The organism is Rathayibacter tanaceti (assembly GCF_001634385.1).
GTDB classification, from domain to species: Bacteria; Actinomycetota; Actinomycetes; order Actinomycetales; family Microbacteriaceae; genus Rathayibacter; species Rathayibacter tanaceti.
On sequence record NZ_LIIN01000058.1, the window covers coordinates 1 to 19287 of the forward strand.

The window sequence follows — 19287 nt, forward strand, 5'->3', positions numbered from 1 at the left end:
CGGCCCCTGCCGGGAGGCCGGGCGATCAGTACCCGGTCGTGGGAGCGCTCGCGGCGAACGCGAAGACGATGATCGAGGCGATGATGCCGAGGACGATCGAGGCGAAACCGATGATGACGGCGGCGAGCGCGAGGCCGCGGCCCTTCTCCCCCGTCCGCTTGATCTGCGAGAGGGCGATGAAGCCGAGGACGATCCCGACGATGTTGACGACGAACGCGGCGATGAAACCGATGATCGCCAGAACGTTGTAGCGGTCGGAGGTGGGCGTGTACGGAGTGGTCATGGGATCCCCCTTGATCAGGAACGAGCGGATGCGCCCAGAGTGGCAGCGCACCGCTCCGCCTGTCAAAAGGCTGGACGCCGCTTGCGTCATCCAGGCTCGAGCGCTCGGCCCTCACCGCACCTGGATCTCGGTCACCGGCAGCGTGGAGTCGGCACCGAAGTCGAGGCCCGACGGCGGGTGCCCGGCCTCGATGAGCTGAGCCGCCAGCGCGGCGATCATCGCGCCGTTGTCGGTGCAGAGCGAGAGCGCAGGGATCCGCAGCGTCACCCCGGCCGCCGCGCACCGCTCTTCGGCGAGCGCTCGTACGCGCGCGTTCGCCACCACGCCGCCACCGAGCAGGAGACGCGGCACGTCACGATCCCGACAGGCCGCGAGCGCCTTGGTGAGGAGCACGTCGGCGACCGCCTCGCGGAAGCTCGCGGCGACGTCGGCGACGGGCACCTCCTCCCCCGCATCCTGCCGCTTCTCGACCCAGCGGGCGACCGCGGTCTTGAGCCCCGAGAACGAGAAGTCGTAGCGGTGGCGCTCCTGGTCCTTGGGCAGGGTCAGCCCCCGCGGGAAGCGGATCGCCCGAGGATCGCCGTCAGCGGCGACCCTGTCGATCTGCGGCCCGCCCGGATAGGGCAGCCCGAGCACGCGCGCCACCTTGTCGAAGGCCTCGCCCGCCGCGTCGTCGATCGTCTCGCCGAGCAGCTCCACATCCGAGACCAGGTCGCGCACGTGCAGGAGCGAGGTGTGCCCGCCGGAGACCAGCAGCGCGATGGTCGGGACGTCGACCGGGCTGCCCTCGCTGCCGTCGGCGCGCAGGACGTCGGCTCCGACGTGGCCGACGAGGTGGTTCACGGCGTAGAGCGGCAGGCCGAGCGAGACCGCGAGCGCCTTCGCCGCGCCGACACCCACCATCAGAGCGCCCGAGAGGCCCGGTCCGCTCGTGACCGCGACAGCGTCGAGATCGGTCAGCGCGACTCCGGCATCGGCGAGCGCCGCGTGCAGGGCGGGCTCGAGCGCCTCGAGGTGCGCGCGGGCGGCCACCTCGGGCACGACACCGCCGTAGCGCGCGTGCTCCTCCATCGAGGAGGCGATGGTGTTCGAGAGGAGGGTCGTCCCGCGCACGATGCCGATCCCCGTCTCGTCGCAGCTGGTCTCGATCCCGAGGACGAGGGGGCCGGCGGTCATGACGCCTCCTGGGTCGGAGGGAGGGGCAGACGCATCACGAGGGCGTCCACCCCGTCGGGCTGGTAGTAGGCGGGGCGGACCCCGATCTCGTCGAAGCCCTCCGACCGGTAGAGCGCCTGCGCCACGGGGTTGTCGGCGCGCACCTCGAGGAACACCTCGCGCGCCCCGCGCTCGCGTGCCGCCCTGAGCAGGGCCTGGAGGAGACAGCGGCCCAGGCCGGCGCCGCGGGAGGAGGAGACGACAGCGATCGTCTGCACGTCGCCCTCGTGAGCCCCCACCGGGCAGAGCAGCCCGGCGTAGCCGACCACCGCACCCTCCTGCTCGGCCACCAGGTAGCGCGTGTGGCGACTGCGGATCTCCTCGGCCATCATCCCGCGCGACCAGGCGTCTCCGGCGAACTCCGACTCCTCGATCGCCATGATCGCGTCGAGGTCCCCGGGAAGGGCCTCGCGCAGAAGCTCGCCGGTCACGCGGTCACCCGCTTCGGCCCGGCCGAGAGAGTGACATCGGGCGAGCGGAGGTAGAGCGGCTCGTCCACAGCGCCCGCGAGTCCGGCGGCACGTAGCCGTGCCGCGACTGTTCCGAGCGCGGCCGCCGACACCGAGGCGTTCTCGAGGCGGGACAGCTCGGGATGCGGCAGGGCCGGGGGCTTGTCGAGGCCTGGGCCGGCGACGCGGACCGGGAGGCCACGCTCGTCGAGCCCCGCGTACGCGCTCCAGTAGAGCTCGCGGCGACGGGCGTCGGTGACGACGAGGAATCCGGGGGGCCGGCCATGGCGCAGGGCCTCCAGCGCGAGGGCGTCGTGCGAGATGACAGGGAGGGTAGGGATGTCGCGGCCGATGGCGAACGCGCGGGCGGCTGCGATGCCGACACGCAGACCCGTGAAGGGGCCGGGGCCCATACCGACCGCGACCGCCTCGATGCCGGCCGGCACTGCTCCGGCCGCCTCGAGCGCCTCCTGGATCAGCCGCCCGACGACCTCGGCGTGACGCATCGTGTCGGTCTCGGTGCGCTCGGAGCGCACTTCGCCCGCGTCGTCGACGACGGCGACGGAGGTTCCGGAGGAGGTGTCGATCGCGAGGAGCACCCGTCCAGGGTACCCGCGGGCTCAGCTCCAGTCGGTGCCGCAGAAGCGGACGGTGCGCGGCTCCACCGGTTCCTCCTCCTCGGCGTCGGCGCCCGCGGTGGGGCGATCGATGACGATGTCGAGCCAGGCGTCGGCGACTCCGTCGAGCATTCCCGCTCCCCACTCGACCACGACGACCGAGTGCTCGAGATCGAGGTCGAGGTCGTCGAGTTCGACGGGTGACCCGACGCGGTAGGCGTCGACGTGCACGAGCGGCGGGCCGTCGTGCAGCGGCGGATGCGTGCGCGCGATCACGAACGTCGGACTCGTCACCGGGCCGCGGACGTCGAGGCCCTCGCCCAGGCCGCGGGTGAAAGTGGTCTTGCCTGCGCCGAGCGGGCCGGTGAGCACGAGCAGGTCGCCGGCGCGGAGGACACGTCCGAGCGACCGGCCGAGCTCGGCCATCGCTTCTGGATCAGCGACCTCGACCGCGCGCTCGGCGAACCACGACCGCTCAGGCACGGCCGTCCGCCTCAGAGAGCACCCTCCGCTGCACACGCGGCCCGAGCCGGGTCACCAGTTCGTAGTTGATCGTCCCGCACCAGCGCGCCCACTCGTCGACCGAGGGGGCCCCGGTGGTCGGGTCGCCCCACAGGACGACCGGGTCGCCGACCGCGACGGGAGCATCGCCCACCTCGACGACGAACTGGTCCATGGCGACGCGCCCGGCGATCCGGTGGCGCCGCCCGCCGATCGCGACCTCGGCGACCCCGGAGGCGCTGCGCGGGATCCCGTCGGCGTAGCCGAAGGGCACGAGCGCGAGCGTCGTCACCCCCTCGGCCCGCCAGGTGTAGTCGTAGCTGCGCCCGTGCCCGGCTCGACGCGGCGGACGCCCGCGATCCTGCCCTGGAGCGTCATCGCCGGAACGAGCCCCAGCTCGAGCGAGGTCTCGTCGTCGAAAGGCGAGAGGCCGTAGACGCCGATGCCGGTGCGCACCATGTCGAGTCTCGTCTCCGGGAGTCGCACTGCGGCCGCGGTCGCGGCCAGGTGCACGACGGGCGCGTGGAGACCGTTCTCGCGCAGCAGCGCGTCAGCGCGGCGCAGCACGCTCAGCTGCTCGTGGTCGTCGGCGGGGGATGCGTTGGAGAGGTGCGAGAACAGACCGGTGAGGTGCAGGGAGCCGCGCGCGGCGTGATGGGCGAGCGCCAGGGCGAGCCGCGGCCACTCCTCCTCCGGAGCGCCGTTGCGGCTGAGGCCGGTGTCGACCTTCAGCTGCACGGCGGCGCGGACGCCGCGATCCTCGGCGGCCTGCGCGAGCGCGTCGAGCTGTTCCACGGACGAGACGGCCACGTCGATCGCGTGCTCGAGCGCCGCGTCGAAGTCCTCACCCGGGTCGTGCAGCCAGCAGAGCAGCGGAGCGACGATACCGGCCTCGCGCAGGGCGACCGCCTCGCGCAGCTCCGCCGTTCCGAGCGCATCCGCGCCGCCGGCGAGAGCCGCCTGGGCGGCCGCGAGGGCGCCGTGTCCGTAGCCGTTGGCCTTGACGACCGCCATCAGCCGGCGGGCTCCGGTCAGCTCGCGCAGACGCGCGACGTTCGCCGCGATCGCCTCGACGTCGATCAGCGCCTCGCGGTACGACAGCGGTGCCCTCACGACTCCGCCACCACGAACGCGCAGGCCACTCCGGCGTCGTGCGTCATCGAGAGGTGCACCGTGCTGATCCCGCGCTCCTCGGCGGTTACACGGGCGGCGCCGTGCAGAGCGAAGGAGGGGTTACCGTGCTGATCGCGCTCGACCACCATGTCGTGCCATCCGGCGCCAGCGGAGTCGCCGAGTGCCTTGATCAGCGCCTCCTTCGCCGCGAAACGGCCCGCCAGGGAGGCGACCGGCAGCTCGCGTTCGCTCTCAGCGAACAAGCGCTCGCGGAGCCGCGGTGTGCGCAGCAGCGAACGCTCGAAGCGCGCGAGATCCACCACGTCCACCCCGATCCCGACGATCACGACGTGGTCACTCGACGGTGACCGACTTGGCCAGGTTGCGCGGCTGGTCGACATCGAGGCCCTTGGCCGAGGCGAGCTCCATCGCGAACATCTGCAGTGGAGTCACAGCGAGCAGCGGCTCGAACAGCGGGTCGGCGAGCGGGATCGGCACCACCTCGTCAGCGATCTGGATCGCCGCGGTGTCGCCCTGCTCCGCGATCGCGATGACGCGGGCGCCGCGGGCCTTGATCTCCTGGATGTTCGAGATCACTTTGCGCTGCAGCTCGTACGACTCGCTCGGACTCGGCACGATCACGAAGACGACCTGACCAGGCTCGATCAGCGCGATCGGCCCGTGCTTGAGCTCGCCGGCCGCGAAGCCCTCGGCATGGATGTAGGCGAGCTCCTTGAGCTTCAGCGCGCCCTCGAGCGCGACCGGGTAGCCCACGTGGCGGCCCAGGAACAGCACCGCGCGGGTGTCGGCCATCCAGCCTGCGAGCTGCGCGATGTCGTCGGAGGCATCCAGCACGCGGGACAGCTTCTCGGGGATCGCGGCCAGCTGCGCGGCCTGCGCGGCCACCAGCTCGACGGAGGCGGCTCCGCGCACGGCCGCCAGGTGCAGCCCGAAGAGGTAGAGGGCCGCGATCTGGGCGACGAAGGCCTTGGTCGAGGCGACCGCCACTTCCGGGCCCGCATGCGTGTAGAGGACGGCGTCGGACTCGCGCGGGATCGTCGCCCCCTGGGTGTTGCAGACCGAGAGCGTCTTGGCACCGTACTCGCGGGCATACTTGACCGCCATCAGCGTGTCCATCGTCTCGCCGGACTGGCTGATCGAGATCACGAGCGTCCGCGGGCTGAGCACGGGATCGCGGTAGCGGAACTCGTGGCTCAGCTCGACCTCGACGGGCACGCGCGCCCACTTCTCGATCGCGTACTTGGCGACCATGCCCGAGTAGGCGGCGGTGCCGCACGCGATGACGGTGATGCGATCGATGCCGGTGAGGACCGGGTCGAGCGCCGCGAGCTCGGGCAGGGTGATCGCGCCCTCGTGGATGCGGCCGCGGAGCGTGTTCGCGACCGCCTCCGGCCCCTCGGTGATCTCTTTCGCCATGAAGCTCGACCAGCCGCCCTTCTCCGAGGCGGAGGCGTCCCACGCGATCTCGAACGGCTCCGTCTCGACCGCATTGCCGAAGAAGTCGGTCACGGTGACGAGCTCGGGAGTGATCGTCACGATCTGGTCCTGCCCGATGGCGACCGCGCGGCGGGTGAACTCGACGAACGCCGCGACGTCCGAGCCGAGGAAGTTCTCGCCGTCGCCCAGGCCGATCACGAGCGGGGAGTTGCGGCGCGCGCCGACCACGACGCCGGGCTGGTCCTGGTGCAGGGCGAGCAGCGTGAACGCGCCCTCGAGGTGCGCCACGACGGCCTGGAACGCCAGCACGAGATCGCCGGTCCGGCGGTACTCGCGGGCGATCAGGTGGGCGGCGACCTCGGTGTCGGTCTCGCTCTCGAAGACGGCGCCCTCGGCGAGCAGCTCCTCCTTGAGCGGCTGGAAGTTCTCGATGATGCCGTTGTGGATGACGGCGAGCCTCCCGCCGTCGGCGAGGTGCGGGTGGGCGTTGCGATCGGTCGGGCCGCCGTGCGTCGCCCAGCGGGTGTGACCGATGCCGGTGGTCCCCTCGGACAGCGGGCTCGCCTCGAGATCGTCGACCAGGACGCTGAGCTTGCCGGAGCGCTTGCGGCTGTCGATCCGTCCGTCGGAGTCGATCACGGCGACGCCGGCCGAGTCGTACCCCCGGTACTCCAGGCGCTTCAGGCCTCCGAGCAGCACGGCCAGGCTGTCGCGCGCGCCGACGTATCCAACGATTCCACACATGCGCTCGATTCTAAGCGGCCAGAAGGACGCTCCCGAGGCGTCCGGCGCGCGGCGGCGCGAACGCTAGGATCGGTGCTCATGCCGTCGTCTCCTCGCGATCACGCGCGCGAGGCGCATCCCTCGCCGTTCGTCGAGATCGTCCGCTCCGACTGGGCCGAGCTGGCCCGCAGCACGGACCTGCCGCTCACCGAGACCGAGGTGGTGCAGCTGCGGGGGCTCGGCGACCGGCTGAACCTCACCGAGGTTGCGGAGGTCTACGTCCCCCTTTCGCGCCTGATCACGCTCTATGCGGGAGGTGCGCGCCAGCTGCACCGCGCGACGAGCACGTTCCTCGGCGAGCGCGCTCGACCCACTCCCTTCGTGATCGGCGTCGCCGGCTCCGTCGCCGTCGGCAAATCGACCATCGCCCGTCTGCTCCGGGAGCTGCTCGCCCGCTGGGACGACACTCCGCGCGTCGAACTCGTGACGACCGACGGCTTCCTCCTGCCCAACCGCGAGCTCGAACGCCGTGGGCTGATGAGCCGCAAGGGGTTCCCGGAGTCGTACGACCGGCGCGCGCTCCTCCGCTTCGTCTCGGAGGTGAAGGGGGGCGCCGCCGAGGTGCGCGCCCCGTTCTACTCCCACCTGTCGTACGACATCGTCCCCGACGCCGAGATCGTGGTGCGGCGACCCGATGTGCTGATCGTCGAGGGACTGAACGTGCTGCAGCCGCCCGTTCCCGGGCACGGGCTCGCCGTGAGCGACCTGTTCGACTTCACCGTCTACGTCGACGCGCGCACGAGCGACATCGCCCGCTGGTACGAGGAGCGCTTCCTCACCCTCCAGCAGGGCGCCTTCACGAACCCGAACTCGTACTTCCACCGCTACGCGGCGCTCACTCCCGACGAGGCCCGCGAGCGCGCCCGGAGCATCTGGTCAGCCATCAACGAGCCGAACCTCGTGCAGAACGTTCGTCCGACGCGCTCTCGCGCGAGCCTCGTCCTGCGCAAGCAGGCCGATCACGCGGTCTCGTCGGTGCTGCTGCGCAAGATCTGACGCACCCGCCCACGACGACCTCGGGCGCAGCGGATACCCTGCGGCTCCCGGAAGCCCGTTCGGCACGCCTGCCGCGCCCGGACCCTCCGGCCCGGACGCGATCCGACGAGCCGAGGTTCTCGGCGGAGGCGCCCGCCCGGCTACGGAGCGGAGCGGAGCCGCTCGAGCACGACGTCCGCGAGCGCCCCCGCGAGACGGTCCGCCGTCTCCTGCGTCTTCGCCTCGACCATGACCCGCACCATCGGCTCCGTGCCGGAGGGCCGCAGGAGGACTCGGCCGTCGCTGCCCAGCTCGGTCTCGGCGTCCGCGATGGCGGAGGCGATCACCGCGTCGTCGTGCACGCCCTCGCGGTCGACGCCGCGCACGTTGACGAGCGTCTGCGGGAACACGGCCATCACCGCGGCGAGCTCAGCGATGCTTCGGCCGGTGCGCGCCATCTCGGCCGCCAGCTGGAGTCCGGTGAGCACGCCGTCACCGGTGGTGGCGTAGCGACTCATGATGACGTGCCCCGACTGCTCACCGCCGAGCGAATAGCCGCCGTCGTTCATCGCCTCGAGCACATAGCGGTCGCCGACCGACGTCTCGATCACGCGGATCCCAGCGTCGGCCATCGCGAGCTTGAGGCCGAGGTTGCTCATCACGGTCGCGACGAGGACGTCATCGAGCAGGACGCGGCGGCGCGCCATCGAGGTGGCGAGGATCGCCATGATCTGGTCGCCGTCGACCGTGCGGCCCTCCGCGTCGACGGCGAGGCAGCGGTCGGCGTCGCCGTCGTGGGCGATACCGAGATCGGCACCGGCCGCGCGGACGGCGGACGCGACGTTCTCGAGGTGGGTGGAGCCGACTCCGTCGTTGATGTTGAGGCCGTCCGGGTCGTTGCCGATCACGGTGACGATGGCTCCTGCGTCGGTGAAGACCTGGGGCGAGATGCCGGCGGCGGCGCCGTGCGCGCAGTCGATGACGACGTGCAGACCATCCAGCCGGACCCCCTCGAGGGAGCCGAGCAGGTGGAGGACGTACCGGTCCTCGGCATCGGAGAAGCGGCGGATCCGACCGACGTCGGCTCCCGTCGGGGTGAGCGCGGGCACTCCCAACGCCGCCTCGATGCGGTTCTCGAGCTCATCGGGCAGCTTGCGGCCGCCCGCGGCGAAGAACTTGATGCCGTTGTCGGCGGCGGGGTTGTGCGACGCCGAGATCATCACGCCGAAGTCGGCGTTCTCATCGGCGATCAGGTAGGCGGTCGCGGGCGTCGGGATGACGCCGGCGTCGAGCACATCGACGCCCGCGCTCGCGAGCCCGGCGGCCACCGCCGCTCCGATGAACTGACCGGAGATGCGAGGGTCGCGAGCGAGGACAGCGACGGGGCGCCGGCCCTCCGCGCGGGCGGCCGCACCGAGTACACGGGCGGCCGCCTGAGCGAGGCCGAGAGCCAGGTCGGCCGTGACCTCGCGATTGGCGAGGCCACGGACGCCGTCTGTTCCGAACAGGCGCGGCATGGTGCGCAGTCCCTTCTCGAGCTGCTGGTCGTACGGCCGTCAGGCCGCGCCGACTAGCGCTTCGAGAACTGGGACGCCTTGCGGGCCTTCTTGAGACCGGCCTTCTTGCGCTCGATCACGCGGGCGTCACGGGTCAGGAAGCCCGCCTTCTTGAGGACGGCGCGGTTGTTCTCGCGGTCGATCTCGTTGAGCGCACGGGCGATGGCGAGCCGCAGCGCGCCGGCCTGGCCGGAGGGGCCGCCGCCCGTGATCTTCGCCACGACGTCGTACGAGCCGATGAGGTCGAGGACCTTGAACGGGTCGGTGATCAGCTGCTGGTGCAGCTTGTTGGGGAAGTACTCCGCGAATTCGCGGGCGTTCACGGTCAGGCTGCCGGAGCCCGGGACCAGGCGCACGCGGGCGATGGCCTGCTTGCGACGGCCCACGGCTGCGCCGGAGACGTTGAGGACGGCGCGGGGCGTCGTGGACGCCTCGGTGGCCGGGCTTTCGGTGGAGTAGCTCTCGGGAGCCACGTCGATCTGGTCTGCGATCTTCGCCACGGTGTAGGTGATCCTTTGTCTTCGAAGTCTGAGGTGTCGGGGAGGGCCGGAGCCTACTGGGCGACCTGGTTGAAGGCGTACGCCTGGGGCTGCTGCGCCGCGTGGGGGTGCTCGGAGCCCGTGTAGACCTTCAGCTTGCGCAGCTGCGCACGGCCGAGGGAGTTCTTGGGGAGCATGCCGCGGATGGCCTTCTCGACGGCGCGGACCGGGTTCTTCTCGAGGAGTTCGGCGTACGTGGTGGCCGAGAGGCCGCCCGGGTAGCCGGAGTGGCGGTAGGCCTTCTTCTGGAGGAGCTTCTGACCGGTCAGGGCGACCTTCTCGGCGTTGACGATGATGACGAAGTCGCCCATGTCCATGTGCGGGGCGAACGTGGCCTTGTGCTTGCCGCGCAGGAGTGCGGCGGCGTGGGTGGCGAGGCGGCCGAGCACGACGTCGGACGCGTCGATGACGATCCAGTCGTGCTGGACATCAGCCGGCTTCGGAGAAAAAGTGCGAGTCACGTGAGTGCTGCTTTCTGGTCGGAGTGAGGTGTTCGTGAATCCCGCTCCGTGGCCGTTCGACCCGCGAGGGGGCCGAACCGATCCGGTGGAGGGCTCAACTTCGGGTGCTCGGCACACGGCCGAAAACACCAAGGGTCGACACTACAGCACTGCACCGGTGTTCCCAACCGCTCGGACACCACCGGCCGTCCGCGGAACCGACCTGGTGCACTCAGCCGATCGCGCTCAGCACCGAGGTCGCGAGCGACTCGAGCGCCGGCTGGTCGCCGACGAACGAGCGCAGGGTCACCAGGCGGCTGCCGTCGAGCACCACCAGGGTGGCGGCGGGGTCGACCGCGGGGTCGCCTGCGCGGAAGAACGCGTTGTCGCCGACCTCGCTGGGCTGCGCGGGTCCGGCGTCGCGCAGCGCGGCGAAGGAGGTGGCGTCCCCGCCCGTCGAGGACTGGACCGTCAGCGCGCTGGTGTTCCCCGCGATGGTCCAGGCGCAGCCGTCGCTCGCCTCCGATGCGGTGGCGAATCCGGCGGGCAGTGCGAGCACCGACGTGATCGTGTCGAGGGGGAGCAGGCTCGCGCAGTCGAGGGTCGCGCCCGTGGTCGTGGTGGCGGCTCCTGCGGGCGCGGGGGGCTCGGCGGGCGCCGGCTCGGTGCCGGTCGCGTCCGCATCGCCGGTCGTGCCGGCCGTCGAGCGATCCCCCACGGACGGCGTCGGGATCGAGACCTGGGCGTCCGGCGGCACCTCGATGGTGCCCGAGGCGCAGCCCGTGAGCACGAGAGCCAGGACGGCCGCTCCGACTCCTGCTCGAACGATGCGGATCATGCTGCGCCTTCCCTCTCCGGCCCCTCCGTCCTCACGGTGCGCTTGGCGCGGGTGAGGACGGCACGCTCGGCGAGCGAGGCACCGTCAGGGTAGTCGACCTCTCGCAGAATCAGCCCGCGCGCCGGCATCACCGCGAACGCATTGGTCCGGCGCGTCGCGTCGCGCAGTACCGGGAGCTCGGCCGCGTCGAGCTTGCCTGCGCCCACAGCGACGCACGCGCCCACCAGAGCGCGCACCATGCTGTGGCAGAAGGCGTCGGCGCGCAGGTGGGCGTGGAGCACTCCGTCCGCGTCGCGCTCCCAGGTGAAGTCGAGGAGGCTCCGGATGGTCGTCGCGCCCTCGCGCGCCCGGCAGAACGAGGCGTAGTCGTGCAGACCGAGGAGGGAGCGCGCCGCTCTCGACATGGCCTGGAGGTCGAGCGAATCGGTGATCCAGGTCGTGGACGCGCGCTCGAGCGGGTGCCGCATCGAGGAGGCGTCTGCCAGCCGGTACTCGTAGCGGCGCCAGCGTGCAGAGAAGCGCGCGTCGAATCCCTCCGGTGCCTCGGAGACGCCATGGACCGACACGTCCGTGTACTGGCCGAGGATCCCGCGCAGGCGGCGCTCGAGGATCGCCGCGGGCGGCAGCGGCTCCTCCCCCGCACGGCGGCCGCCACCGCTGAGGCGGGCCCACTGCTCGTCGGTGAGGTCGACGTGGGCGACCTGCGCGCTCGCGTGGACGCCGACGTCCGTGCGCCCCGCGACGGTGACGGTCGGGTGCTCCTGCGACCGCAGGACCAGGGCGATCGACTCCTCGAGGACCCCCTGCACCGTGCGCAGGCCCGGCTGCTTGGCCCAGCCGGAGAAGTGCGAGCCGTCGTAGGCCAGATCGAGGCGGACGCGGTGGAGCATCCGACGATTCTAGAACGAGTGCGGGGCCGGGCGACGGCGGGCGGTACGACGAGAGCCCTCCGACCCTTGAGGGGCGGAGGGCTCTCGAGAGGAGGGACTACTACTTGGTCTCGTCGGCATCCTCTGCCGCAGCGACGGTGTCCTCGGCGGAAGCGTCCCCGGCGGACGTCTCCTCGACGGGGGTCTCGTCGACGGGCGCCTCCTCGGCAGGAGCGTCCTCCACCGGCGCGGACACCGGTGCAGTGGTCGTGCGCGACGTCTTCGCCTTCGGAGTCACGGGCTCGAGGACGAGCTCGATGACGGCCATGGGCGCATTGTCACCCTTGCGGGGGCCGATCTTGGTGATGCGGGTGTAGCCGCCCTCGCGCTCGGCGACGAGCGGAGCGATCTCGGTGAAGAGCTCGTGGACGACCGACTTGTCGCCGATCGTCGCGAGGACGCGACGGCGGGCGTGCAGGTCGCCGCGCTTGGCGAACGTGACCAGACGCTCGGCGAGCGGGCGCAGGCGCTTGGCCTTGGTCTCGGTGGTCTTGATGCTCTTGTGCGTGAACAGGGCCGCGGCCAGGTTCGCGAGCAGCAGACGCTCGTGTGCGGGACCGCCTCCGAGGCGGGGGCCCTTCGTGGGCTTGGGCATGGGTTTACTCCAGTACTAAAAGGGGTGTCAGCAGGTCGGACGCGAGGAGCCGTGGGCTCCGGGGCGAGAGACCTAGATGCTCTCGTCGTCGTAGCTGTAGAAGTGGGCGCCGTCGAACCCGGGAACCGAGTCCTTGAGCGACAGGCCCAGCTCCGTCAGCTTCTCCTTGACCTCATCCACCGACTTCTGACCGAAGTTGCGGATGTTCATGAGCTGCGTCTCTGAGAGGGCGACGAGCTCGTTGACGTTGTTGATGCCCTCGCGCTTGAGGCAGTTGTAGCTGCGCACCGACAGGTCGAGGTCCTCGATGGGCATGGACAGCTCGGTCGAGAGGACCGCGTCGACCGGCGCGGGGCCGATCTCGATGCCCTCGGCCGCGTTGTTCAGCTCGCGGGCGAGGCCGAAGAGCTCGGTCAGCGTGCGACCCGCGGAAGCGATCGCGTCGCGCGGCGAGATCGCCGGCTTCGTCTCCACGTCGACGACCAGGCGGTCGAAGTCGGTGCGCTCGCCGGCACGGGTGGCCTCGACGCGGTACGTGACCTTCAGCACGGGCGAGTAGATCGAGTCGACCGGGATCTGGCCGGCCTCGGAGAACTCGCTGCGGTTCTGAGTCGCCGAGACGTAACCGCGTCCGCGCTCGATGGTCAGCTCGAGCTCGAACTTCGCCTTGTCGTTCAGCGTGGCGATGACGAGCTCGGGGTTGTGGATCTCGACACCGGCCGGCGCCGAGATGTCTGCGGCGGTGACCTGGCCGGCGCCCTGCTTGCGCAGATAGGCGGTGATCGGCTCGTCATGCTCGGAGGAGACAACGAGTCCCTTGATGTTCAGGATGATCTCGGTGACGTCCTCGCGGACGCCCGGGACGGTCGTGAACTCGTGCAGGACCCCGTCGATCCGGATGCTGGTGACAGCGGCGCCGGGGATGGAGGACAGCAGGGTGCGACGCAGCGAATTGCCGAGCGTGTAGCCGAAGCCGGGCTCGAGAGGCTCGATGACGAAGCGGGAACGGAACTCCGAGATGTTCTCCTCGGTGAGCGTCGGACGCTGTGCGATAAGCACTGATGATTCCTTTCGATCACGTGTCCGCTATATGACACGTGCGTTTGCGAGGTGTGGAGTTGTGAAAGAAATGCGCGATCCGCCGGCCGGCCCCACTCCCCGCGCGGAAGCGGTTCGTGCGGTCGGCCGACGGCTGCGAGTGCTGCTCAGACGCGGCGACGCTTGGGGGGGCGGCAGCCGTTGTGCGCCTGCGGGGTGACGTCGTTGATCGAACCGACCTCGAGGCCGGCGGCCTGGAGCGAGCGGATCGCGGTCTCGCGACCCGAGCCCGGGCCCTTCACGAAGACGTCGACCTTCTTCATGCCGTGCTCCTGGGCCTGGCGCGCGGCCGACTCGGCGGCGAGCTGGGCGGCGAACGGCGTCGACTTGCGCGAGCCCTTGAAGCCGACTCCACCGGACGAGGCCCAGCTGATGACGGCCCCCGAGGGGTCGGTGATCGAAACGATGGTGTTGTTGAACGTCGACTTGATGTGGGCCTGGCCCACAGCGATGTTCTTCTTCTCCTTGCGGCGCGGCTTGCGCGCAGCCGACTTGGGGGTAGCCACTTGTGTATCTCCTCTAGGTCCGTGTCGCCCGCGTTACTTGCGGCCGGCCTTCTTCTTGCCGGCGACGGTGCGCTTGGGGCCCTTGCGGGTGCGCGCGTTCGTCTTGGTGCGCTGTCCACGGACCGGGAGGCCGCGACGGTGACGGAGGCCCTCGTACGAGCCGATCTCGACCTTGCGACGGATGTCGGCGGCGACCTCGCGGCGGAGGTCTCCCTCCACCTTGTAGTTGCCCTCGATGTAGTCGCGGAGCGAGACGAGCTGCTCGTCGCTGAGATCCTTGACGCGGATGTCACCGTCGATCCCGGTGTCGCTCAGTGTCTTGAGCGCGCGCGTGCGGCCCACACCGTAGATGTAGGTCAGTGCGACCTCCACGCGCTTCTCGCGCGGGATGTCTACTCCTGCCAGACGTGCCATTGTGGCTTCTCCTGTGAGTGAGTGGAGGTGTGAAGCAGCACCGGTGCCTCGGCCTCCGACCGAAGGTGTCCTCGCCGTCCACCCAGGCCGAGCCGGGGTGCTGCGCGATTTCTGGTGCTGCGGGTGTGTTCTGATGTTCGGTCGGGGCGGGCGTGCCGCCCCTGCGCTCCCTCGCGGAAGCAGCGGGACTAGCCCTGGCGCTGCTTGTGACGGGGGTTGCTGCTGCAGATGACCATCACGTTGCCGTGGCGGCGGATGATCTTGCAGTGGTCGCAGATGCGCTTGACGCTGGGGTTGACCTTCATTGTTCTTGTCCTTGATTTCGCTGGCGTCGTGCTCCCGGCGGATGCCGGGGCCGTTCCTTACAGGACACGCACGTCGCGAACGTCAGCGGAGCGAACGCCTACTTGTAGCGGTAGACGATCCGGCCGCGGGTCAGGTCGTAGGGGCTCAGCTCCACGATCACCCGGTCCTCGGGGAGGATCCGGATGTAGTGCTGCCGCATCTTGCCCGAGATGTGGGCGAGAACCTTGTGTCCGTTGGTCAGCTCCACGCGGAACATCGCGTTGGGGAGCGCCTCGACAACCGCACCTTCGATTTCGATGACACCGTCTTTTTTGGCCATAGCCTCACTGTCGTTCGGAAGTAGTGTGTGTACTGGTCGTGCGAATGTTTCCGCGACGATCCACCACCGGGCGAGAGCCCGGATCGGGGTTCGTGGGCATGCCGGAGCACGCGCAAAACACCAAGGGTCGATGCTACGCGAATCCGACGCGCTCCGCCACCTCGGGCGTGTCGTTGCCGGGGTCCCCGCCTTCCGCCTGGGCTGCGGACTTCCGCGCCGCGCGTCCGGCGCCGCGCACGGCTCCGCCTAGGCTTGCCCCGTCGAGCGGAGGGAGAGCGGATGGCGCGCACGACGAGGTCGTCCACCGAGAAGCGGCGCTGGTACTCGCACCCGCTGGTGTCGGTGCTGGTGGCGGTCGTGGTCCTGGCCCTGGTGCAGACCTTCTTCGTGAAGGTGTACACGGTGCCCACGGGATCGATGGAGAACACCCTGCAGGGCGGCGGTTTCTTCGGCGACCGGATCCTGGTCGACCGCACGCTCTCGCTGCAGGGCGGTCCCGAGGAGGGGCAGATCGTCGTCTTCACCCGCGACGCGGAGTGGGGCGCCACCGACGAGCCGGGCAGCCCTCTCGCGGAGGCGGTGAAGACCTTCGGCGATGTGACCAGCATCGGCCCCTCACACGAGGAGTTCCTCGTGAAACGCCTGATCGCCGAGGGCGGCCACACCGTCTCCTGCTGCGACGCCGAGGGCCACGTACTCGTCGACGGGCAACCGCTCGACGAGTCCTACGTCTTCGAGGACTTCCCGTTCGCCCCGGGGACGCTCGACTGCACGACGAGCCCCGCGTCCCTGCGCTGCTTCGACGAGTACACGGTGCCGGAGGACTCGGTCTTCGTACTCGGAGACCACCGCTCGAATTCGAACGACTCGCTCGGCGACTGCCGCGGCGCCCCCGGTCCGATCGACGCCTGCGTGAAGACGGTCCCGCTCGAGCGGGTCACCGGGCGCGTCTTCGCGGTGGCCTGGCCCCTCACGCGCTGGCGGCTCTTCTAGCCTGCGCAGCACGGTGGACCGCAGCCGGTGAAGGCAGGAGGCCCTCCGCCGCGGCCGAGGACCTCCTGCCTTCATCGCGGTCGGGTCAACCCCTGACGACCGCCACGACCTGCGGGAACAGCGGGTGCTCAGCGGTGAGGCCCGTCACCTCGGCGACGAACTCCTCCGGCGTGAGCGACGCCAGTTTCTGCCTGAGCTCGACGCTCTGCGGATCCTCCGGCACGTCGAAGCGCAGCGCGGCAGCGATCGCCGCCAGCAGTCCGTCCGGCGTGCGCCCGCGCTCGGCGAGTTCGGCGGCCGGTCCGACGAAGCGCTCGTGCCGCGAGAGCTTGCGCAGCGGCTGACGGCCCACCCGGTCGACGGTGTCCGTCAGGTACGGGTTGGCGAAGCGCGCGAGCGTCTTCTCGAGGTAGGCCTGCTGCTCCGCATCGGTGAATCCGTGCTTGGCGACGAGGAGCGCCTTGGTGTCCTCGAGGGCCGCCTTCACCGCATCGTGCACGTCCGGCAGCGCGAGGGCGTCCGAGAGCTTGTGCGCGCCCGCGGCGAACCCGACGTAGGCCGCCGTCGCGTGCCCGGTGTTCACCGTGAACAGCTTGCGCTCGATGAAGGGCTCGAGGTCGTCGACGTACGTCGCGCCGGGGAGCTCCGGTTCGGCACCCTCGAAGGGAGTGCGGTCGATGACCCACTCGAAGAAGCTCTCGACCGTGACGTCGAGACCCTGCCCCGTCTCCTGGTTCGGCACGATACGGTCGACCGCGGTGTCGGCGAAGACGGCGCGGGTGCGCAGACGCTCCCACTCGTCACTGCCGAGGGCGGCCGCCACCTCGGTCTGCAGGAGGCGGGTCGCGTTGATCGCGTTCTCGCAGGCCATCACCGCGAGACGCGGCGCCGATTCGTCGCGAGCCGCGAGGCCTCTCGCGATCACCGGAGCGACGAAGCGGAGGATGTTCGGACCGACCGCGGTCGTGACGATGTCGGCGGCGGCGATCTCGCGGACGAGCGCCTCCTCCTCGGCGGCGGAGTCGATGGCGCGGAAGCGGTCGAGACGTGGGTCGCGGAGTCCTCCCCCACCTCGTGCACCTCGTAGCTGTCGGCGGCGGCGAGCCGGCCGATCAGCTCAGAGTTCACGTCGGCGAAGACGAGCTCGTATCCGGCGCCGTGCAGGATCAGGCCGACGAAGCCGCGGCCGATGTTGCCGGCGCCGAAGTGGACGGCGGTGGGCATCAGGAGTTGACCTCGCCCAGCACGCTGTAGAGCGCCTGCGCGTCGGGAGCGTCGAGGAGCTTCTGCACCTCGTCCTCCTCCGAGAAGATGATGGCGATCTTCGAGAGGATCTCGAGGTGCTCGTTGTCGACCCCGGCGATGCCGACGACGAAGCGCACCTCGTTGCCGTCCCAGTCGATCGGCTGCGCGTAGCGCACGAACGAGAGGGCGGAGGAGCGGATCTCGTCCTTCGCGTCGTTCGTGCCGTGCGGAATGGCGAGCAGATTGCCCATGTAGGTCGAGACGGTCGCCTCGCGGGCGAGCATGGCCTCGTAGTAGGCGGGGGTGACCGCGCCGACTCCGACCAGCATGTCGGCGGCCTCCTTGATGGCGGCCTCCTTCGTGGTGGCGGTGCCGGAGGCGTCGATCTGTCCGATGGTGAGCACGTCGCTCATGGGTGCGTCCTTCCGTGGAGGTGCTGACAGCGAGGGAACCCGCGGGGACGAGAGAGCGTGTCCGCCCTGTCGCACCCTACGGGTTCCCTCCGAATGGTTGGCGTACTACTTGCCGTGCTGCTCCGCGACCAGCGAGACGACTTCGTCGTACTTCGGGCTGTTCATGAAGTTGTCGACGGAGACGTGGATGGCACCCGGGGTGCGCTGGCGGGCGCGCTCAGTGAGCTCCGCCTGGGTGATCACCAGGTCCACGTCGTCCTCGAGGGCGGCGATCGCCCTGTTGGTGACCGTGACGTCCTCGAAGCCAGCCTTCTTCATCTTGTTCCGCAGCACGGAGGCGCCCATCGCGGACGATCCCATGCCCGCGTCGCAGGCGAAGACGATGTTCCGTACCTGCGTGGCGGTGGCCGTGGCCCCCGCGGTCGAGGCGCCTGCGGAGTCCTGCGGGGCGTTCGCTCCGCGGGCGTTGATCAGCGAGCCGACCGCGCTCTCCTTGCCCTTGTTGGCCTCGTTCGCGGCGACGGCTGCGGCGAGCTTGTCGTCGCCCTCCTCGGTAGCGGCGAGGTCGCGCTTGCGGCCGGCCCGGATGATCACCGACGCGACGGCGAACGAGACCGCTGTCGCGAGGATCACCGAGAGGATCACACCGACGAAGCTGTCGTTCGCGGTCTGCAAGAGCACCGCGATGATCGAGCCGGGCGAGGCCGGGCCCCGCAGGCCGGAGTTGAAGGCGACGTTCGTGGCGACTCCGGTCATGCCACCGAGGATGACGGCCGCGAGCAGGGCCGGCTTCATCAGCACGTAGGGGAAGTAGATCTCGTGGATCCCGCCGATGAAGTGGATGATCGCAGCGCCGGGAGCGGAGGCGCGCGCGGCGCCGACTCCGAAGATCGAGAACGCGAGCAGGACGCCGAGGCCCGGGCCGGGGTTTGCCTCGAGGAGGAAGAGGAACGACTTGCCGGTCTCGTCGGCCTGCTGGAGACCGAGCGGGGTGAGGATGCCGTGGTTGATGGCGTTGTTGAGGAAGAGGATCTTGGCCGGCTCGATGAAGATGCTGGTCAGCGGGAGCAGTCCCGCGTTCACCAGCCACTCGACTCCGGCGCCGAGCGCACCCGAGAACGCGACCACGAGCGGCGCGACTCCGGCGAAGGCGAGGAGCGCCAGGATCAGGCCGAGGATGCCCGCGGAGAAGTTGTTGACCAGCATCTCGAAGCCGGGCTTGATCTTGCCGTCCCAGATCGAGTCGACCTTCTTCATCAGCCACGCCGAGAGCGGGCCCATGATCATGGCGCCGATGAACATCGGGATGCCCGCGCCGACGATGACACCCATGGTCGCGATGGTGCCGACGACGCCGCCTCGGGCGCCGTAGATCATGCGCCCGCCGGTGTTCGCGATCAGCAGGGGCAGGAGGTAGGTGATCATCGGGCCAACGAGCCCGGTGTTCACCACGTCGGGGTCCGAGCTCCAGCCGCCGAACTGCTGGACCCAGGTGGCATCGACACCGAGCAGCGGGAGCCATCCGGTCTCGATGAACAGGGCTGTGATGAAGCCCCAGGCGATGAAGGCTGCGATGTTCGGCATGACCATCCCCGAGAGGAAGGTGCCGAAGCGCTGGACGTGGACGCGCGCTCCACCGCGCGTCGACGTCGCTGACGTCGTTGTCATGTGGTGTGTTCTCCGATTTCTAGGGGCGGGCGGG

24 protein-coding genes and 1 pseudogene are annotated in these 19287 nt (G+C 70.2%); 2 read left to right on the forward strand and 23 right to left on the reverse strand.

The features are described 5' to 3' along the window. Positions 1 to 25 precede the first annotated feature (25 nt). From ACH61_RS08615 to glmS, 9 genes are all read right to left on the reverse strand, one after another. Complete coding sequence (locus ACH61_RS08615) at positions 26 to 283, reverse strand: DUF4190 domain-containing protein (protein WP_068211175.1); 258 nt, start codon at positions 281 to 283, stop codon at positions 26 to 28. A 111-nt stretch (positions 284 to 394) separates the two neighbouring features. Beyond that, a complete protein-coding gene (gene tsaD / locus ACH61_RS08620) occupies positions 395 to 1459 on the reverse strand; it encodes a tRNA (adenosine(37)-N6)-threonylcarbamoyltransferase complex transferase subunit TsaD (RefSeq protein ID WP_068211118.1) in 1065 nt (354 codons plus the stop codon). After that, positions 1456 to 1929, reverse strand: a complete 474-nt coding sequence (gene rimI / locus ACH61_RS08625) for a ribosomal protein S18-alanine N-acetyltransferase (protein WP_068211121.1) — start codon at positions 1927 to 1929, stop codon at positions 1456 to 1458. Before rimI ends, tsaD begins: the two co-directional genes overlap by 4 nt. Then, positions 1926 to 2546: a tRNA (adenosine(37)-N6)-threonylcarbamoyltransferase complex dimerization subunit type 1 TsaB gene (tsaB, locus tag ACH61_RS08630; protein WP_068211123.1), complete on the reverse strand. Its 621-nt coding sequence runs from the start codon at positions 2544 to 2546 to the stop codon at positions 1926 to 1928. Before tsaB ends, rimI begins: the two co-directional genes overlap by 4 nt. A 21-nt stretch (positions 2547 to 2567) precedes the next feature. After that, complete coding sequence (gene tsaE / locus ACH61_RS08635; RefSeq protein ID WP_068211178.1) at positions 2568 to 2990, reverse strand: tRNA (adenosine(37)-N6)-threonylcarbamoyltransferase complex ATPase subunit type 1 TsaE; 423 nt, start codon at positions 2988 to 2990, stop codon at positions 2568 to 2570. Between the two features lie 49 nt (positions 2991 to 3039). Beyond that, positions 3040 to 3357, reverse strand: coding sequence for an alanine racemase (locus ACH61_RS19030; protein WP_330220146.1), 318 nt, complete (start codon positions 3355 to 3357; stop codon positions 3040 to 3042). Beyond that, positions 3354 to 4178 carry an alanine racemase gene (alr, locus tag ACH61_RS08640; RefSeq protein WP_330220147.1) on the reverse strand — a complete coding sequence of 275 codons (825 nt, stop codon included), beginning with the start codon at positions 4176 to 4178 and terminating at the stop codon, positions 3354 to 3356. The genes ACH61_RS19030 and alr overlap by 4 nt, the downstream gene beginning before the upstream one ends. After that, positions 4175 to 4525 carry a holo-ACP synthase gene (locus ACH61_RS08645; protein ID WP_068211126.1) on the reverse strand — a complete coding sequence of 117 codons (351 nt, stop codon included), beginning with the start codon at positions 4523 to 4525 and terminating at the stop codon, positions 4175 to 4177. Before ACH61_RS08645 ends, alr begins: the two co-directional genes overlap by 4 nt. Before the next feature lie 7 nt (positions 4526 to 4532). Continuing rightward, positions 4533 to 6380, reverse strand: coding sequence for a glutamine--fructose-6-phosphate transaminase (isomerizing) (gene glmS, locus ACH61_RS08650; RefSeq protein ID WP_068211129.1), 1848 nt, complete (start codon positions 6378 to 6380; stop codon positions 4533 to 4535). Between the two features lie 78 nt (positions 6381 to 6458). Here glmS and coaA point away from each other — a divergent pair, with 78 nt between their 5' ends. Further along, positions 6459 to 7415, forward strand: a complete 957-nt coding sequence (gene coaA / locus ACH61_RS08655; protein WP_068211132.1) for a type I pantothenate kinase — start codon at positions 6459 to 6461, stop codon at positions 7413 to 7415. Positions 7416 to 7555: 140 nt separating this feature from the next. On the opposite strand, the gene glmM is transcribed toward coaA, so the two are convergent. The 11 genes from glmM to infA all read right to left on the reverse strand — a co-directional run bounded on the left by glmM (position 7556) and on the right by infA (position 14934). Further along, positions 7556 to 8911: a phosphoglucosamine mutase gene (gene glmM, locus ACH61_RS08660; protein WP_068211135.1), complete on the reverse strand. Its 1356-nt coding sequence runs from the start codon at positions 8909 to 8911 to the stop codon at positions 7556 to 7558. A 53-nt stretch (positions 8912 to 8964) separates the two neighbouring features. Continuing rightward, positions 8965 to 9450, reverse strand: a complete 486-nt coding sequence (gene rpsI / locus ACH61_RS08665) for a 30S ribosomal protein S9 (RefSeq protein WP_068211145.1) — start codon at positions 9448 to 9450, stop codon at positions 8965 to 8967. 53 nt (positions 9451 to 9503) lie between these two features. Continuing rightward, positions 9504 to 9950, reverse strand: coding sequence for a 50S ribosomal protein L13 (gene rplM / locus ACH61_RS08670; protein ID WP_068211148.1), 447 nt, complete (start codon positions 9948 to 9950; stop codon positions 9504 to 9506). Between the two features lie 211 nt (positions 9951 to 10161). Beyond that, positions 10162 to 10767, reverse strand: a complete 606-nt coding sequence (locus ACH61_RS08675) for a hypothetical protein (protein ID WP_068211151.1) — start codon at positions 10765 to 10767, stop codon at positions 10162 to 10164. Next, positions 10764 to 11657 (reverse strand): tRNA pseudouridine synthase A, encoded by an 894-nt coding sequence (locus ACH61_RS08680; RefSeq protein WP_068211154.1) that lies wholly within the window; start codon positions 11655 to 11657, stop codon positions 10764 to 10766. Before ACH61_RS08680 ends, ACH61_RS08675 begins: the two co-directional genes overlap by 4 nt. A 100-nt stretch (positions 11658 to 11757) precedes the next feature. After that, positions 11758 to 12291: a 50S ribosomal protein L17 gene (gene rplQ, locus ACH61_RS08685; RefSeq protein WP_068211157.1), complete on the reverse strand. Its 534-nt coding sequence runs from the start codon at positions 12289 to 12291 to the stop codon at positions 11758 to 11760. A gap of 72 nt (positions 12292 to 12363) precedes the next feature. Beyond that, the gene (locus tag ACH61_RS08690; RefSeq protein WP_068211160.1) at positions 12364 to 13350 is read right to left on the reverse strand and encodes a DNA-directed RNA polymerase subunit alpha; all 987 of its coding nucleotides are present in this window, start codon (positions 13348 to 13350) and stop codon (positions 12364 to 12366) included. A 146-nt stretch (positions 13351 to 13496) separates the two neighbouring features. Further along, positions 13497 to 13895, reverse strand: a complete 399-nt coding sequence (rpsK, locus tag ACH61_RS08695; RefSeq protein WP_055787170.1) for a 30S ribosomal protein S11 — start codon at positions 13893 to 13895, stop codon at positions 13497 to 13499. 33 nt (positions 13896 to 13928) lie between these two features. Beyond that, positions 13929 to 14309 carry a 30S ribosomal protein S13 gene (gene rpsM / locus ACH61_RS08700; protein WP_068211163.1) on the reverse strand — a complete coding sequence of 127 codons (381 nt, stop codon included), beginning with the start codon at positions 14307 to 14309 and terminating at the stop codon, positions 13929 to 13931. A gap of 188 nt (positions 14310 to 14497) precedes the next feature. Beyond that, the gene (rpmJ, locus tag ACH61_RS08705) at positions 14498 to 14614 is read right to left on the reverse strand and encodes a 50S ribosomal protein L36 (protein WP_055787164.1); all 117 of its coding nucleotides are present in this window, start codon (positions 14612 to 14614) and stop codon (positions 14498 to 14500) included. 98 nt (positions 14615 to 14712) lie between these two features. After that, the gene (infA, locus tag ACH61_RS08710; protein WP_022883252.1) at positions 14713 to 14934 is read right to left on the reverse strand and encodes a translation initiation factor IF-1; all 222 of its coding nucleotides are present in this window, start codon (positions 14932 to 14934) and stop codon (positions 14713 to 14715) included. 279 nt (positions 14935 to 15213) lie between these two features. On the opposite strand from infA, the gene lepB reads away from it, so the two are divergent. Further along, entirely contained in the window at positions 15214 to 15927 is a 714-nt protein-coding gene (gene lepB, locus ACH61_RS08715) for a signal peptidase I (RefSeq protein WP_068211166.1), read from the forward strand. Between the two features lie 85 nt (positions 15928 to 16012). On the opposite strand, the pseudogene ACH61_RS08720 reads toward lepB, so the two are convergent. The 3 genes and pseudogenes from ACH61_RS08720 to ACH61_RS08730 form a co-directional block, all read right to left on the reverse strand. Continuing rightward, positions 16013 to 17151, reverse strand: a pseudogene (locus tag ACH61_RS08720) (mannitol-1-phosphate 5-dehydrogenase). Continuing rightward, a complete protein-coding gene (locus ACH61_RS18340) occupies positions 17151 to 17585 on the reverse strand; it encodes a PTS sugar transporter subunit IIA (RefSeq protein WP_068211169.1) in 435 nt (144 codons plus the stop codon). The pseudogene ACH61_RS08720 and the gene ACH61_RS18340 overlap by 1 nt, the downstream one beginning before the upstream one ends. Positions 17586 to 17690: 105 nt before the next feature. Further along, positions 17691 to 19253, reverse strand: a complete 1563-nt coding sequence (locus ACH61_RS08730) for a PTS mannitol transporter subunit IICB (protein ID WP_068211172.1) — start codon at positions 19251 to 19253, stop codon at positions 17691 to 17693. Between the last annotated feature and the right edge of the window lie 34 nt (positions 19254 to 19287).

What these genes read in the sequence shown, in the direction of transcription:
- rplQ (WP_068211157.1), bottom strand. Translation starts at nt 12,291, where the DNA reads ATGCCCAAGCCCACGAAGGGCCCCCGCCTCGGAGGCGGTCCCGCACAC.
- glmS (WP_068211129.1), bottom strand. Translation starts at nt 6,380, where the DNA reads ATGTGTGGAATCGTTGGATACGTCGGCGCGCGCGACAGCCTGGCCGTG.
- tsaD (WP_068211118.1), bottom strand. Translation starts at nt 1,459, where the DNA reads ATGACCGCCGGCCCCCTCGTCCTCGGGATCGAGACCAGCTGCGACGAG.
- infA (WP_022883252.1), bottom strand. Translation starts at nt 14,934, where the DNA reads ATGGCCAAAAAAGACGGTGTCATCGAAATCGAAGGTGCGGTTGTCGAG.
- coaA (WP_068211132.1), top strand. Translation starts at nt 6,459, where the DNA reads ATGCCGTCGTCTCCTCGCGATCACGCGCGCGAGGCGCATCCCTCGCCG.
- rpmJ (WP_055787164.1), bottom strand. Translation starts at nt 14,614, where the DNA reads ATGAAGGTCAACCCCAGCGTCAAGCGCATCTGCGACCACTGCAAGATC.
- ACH61_RS08730 (WP_068211172.1), bottom strand. Translation starts at nt 19,253, where the DNA reads ATGACAACGACGTCAGCGACGTCGACGCGCGGTGGAGCGCGCGTCCAC.
- glmM (WP_068211135.1), bottom strand. Translation starts at nt 8,911, where the DNA reads ATGCCGCGCCTGTTCGGAACAGACGGCGTCCGTGGCCTCGCCAATCGC.
- tsaE (WP_068211178.1), bottom strand. Translation starts at nt 2,990, where the DNA reads ATGGCCGAGCTCGGCCGGTCGCTCGGACGTGTCCTCCGCGCCGGCGAC.
- lepB (WP_068211166.1), top strand. Translation starts at nt 15,214, where the DNA reads ATGGCGCGCACGACGAGGTCGTCCACCGAGAAGCGGCGCTGGTACTCG.
- ACH61_RS08680 (WP_068211154.1), bottom strand. Translation starts at nt 11,657, where the DNA reads ATGCTCCACCGCGTCCGCCTCGATCTGGCCTACGACGGCTCGCACTTC.
- ACH61_RS18340 (WP_068211169.1), bottom strand. Translation starts at nt 17,585, where the DNA reads ATGAGCGACGTGCTCACCATCGGACAGATCGACGCCTCCGGCACCGCC.
- ACH61_RS08615 (WP_068211175.1), bottom strand. Translation starts at nt 283, where the DNA reads ATGACCACTCCGTACACGCCCACCTCCGACCGCTACAACGTTCTGGCG.
- rpsM (WP_068211163.1), bottom strand. Translation starts at nt 14,309, where the DNA reads ATGGCACGTCTGGCAGGAGTAGACATCCCGCGCGAGAAGCGCGTGGAG.
- ACH61_RS08675 (WP_068211151.1), bottom strand. Translation starts at nt 10,767, where the DNA reads ATGATCCGCATCGTTCGAGCAGGAGTCGGAGCGGCCGTCCTGGCTCTC.